Genomic DNA, 715 nt, shown 5'->3' with positions numbered 1-715 from the left:
TGTTTTTTCCCGCTGCTTTTCTTTTTAAATAATTCTATCAGCCTATATATTCCCTCTAAGTAATATCCTTTTTTCCAATCTTTCATATGGTCCTCCTATATTAATATATCCAGTAATCTTCTGAATATCCCTTTTTTATTTAATAATTTATGCATACTTCCCATAAACTCCTCTGCTTCTTCACTACTTCCTGCTGTTAATTCATTTGACCAACTTTCATAAAATACATGTATTTTATTATTATCTCTCGTTATATAGTTTATTTTTTCTACACTATAAATTCGGTCCTTTGTTCCTTTTGCATCCGATACTCTGTAAAACATCATGCCTCCTATAGAAAGATTATTATCCCTGTTCCTATTGTTATTACTGCCAGACATACTCCTAATGCATAATTCCATTTTCTTGATTTTTTATATTTTTCACAAAATTTAGCTGCAGTATCAGATAAACTTTCATTTCTCTCATCCGTTATTGTTATTATTTTTACTAGATTTTCCTTTTCTGTATTCCTTGTATCTAAAATGCTTTTCAATTCCTTTATTTCAGCTTCCTTAGCTTCTCCTATGCATACTGTATCAAGCTCTTTCAGATGCGATATTTCACGTCTTAGTTTCTGTGTATCCTGACATCTTTTACAATCATTTCTTAACCCGTCTTTTGTTCCTTTTGTTACATAAAAATATTTTTCCATATTCGGAAATTCTACACCACA

The 715-nt window shown here is 30.2% G+C and carries 2 protein-coding genes; both read right to left on the bottom strand.

All coding sequences use genetic code 11. The features are described 5' to 3' along the window. Positions 1-95: 95 nt before the first annotated feature. Positions 96-323, bottom strand: a complete 228-nt coding sequence (locus NK213_RS17830; protein ID WP_253351718.1) for a hypothetical protein — start codon at positions 321-323, stop codon at positions 96-98. A gap of 8 nt (positions 324-331) precedes the next feature. After that, a partial coding sequence (locus tag NK213_RS17825) for a hypothetical protein (protein ID WP_253351717.1) occupies positions 332-715 on the bottom strand: 384 nt, incomplete at its 5' end.

The organism is Sebaldella sp. S0638 (assembly GCF_024158605.1).
Classification (GTDB): domain Bacteria; phylum Fusobacteriota; class Fusobacteriia; order Fusobacteriales; family Leptotrichiaceae; genus Sebaldella.
The sequence above is the reverse complement of the archived record's forward strand: the minus strand, read 5'-3'. Positions and strand labels throughout refer to the sequence as shown.

Bases quoted from the DNA above. Each gene is read 5' to 3' on its own strand.
- NK213_RS17830 (WP_253351718.1), bottom strand. From the start codon at position 323: ATGTTTTACAGAGTATCGGATGCAAAAGGAACAAAGGACCGAATTTAT.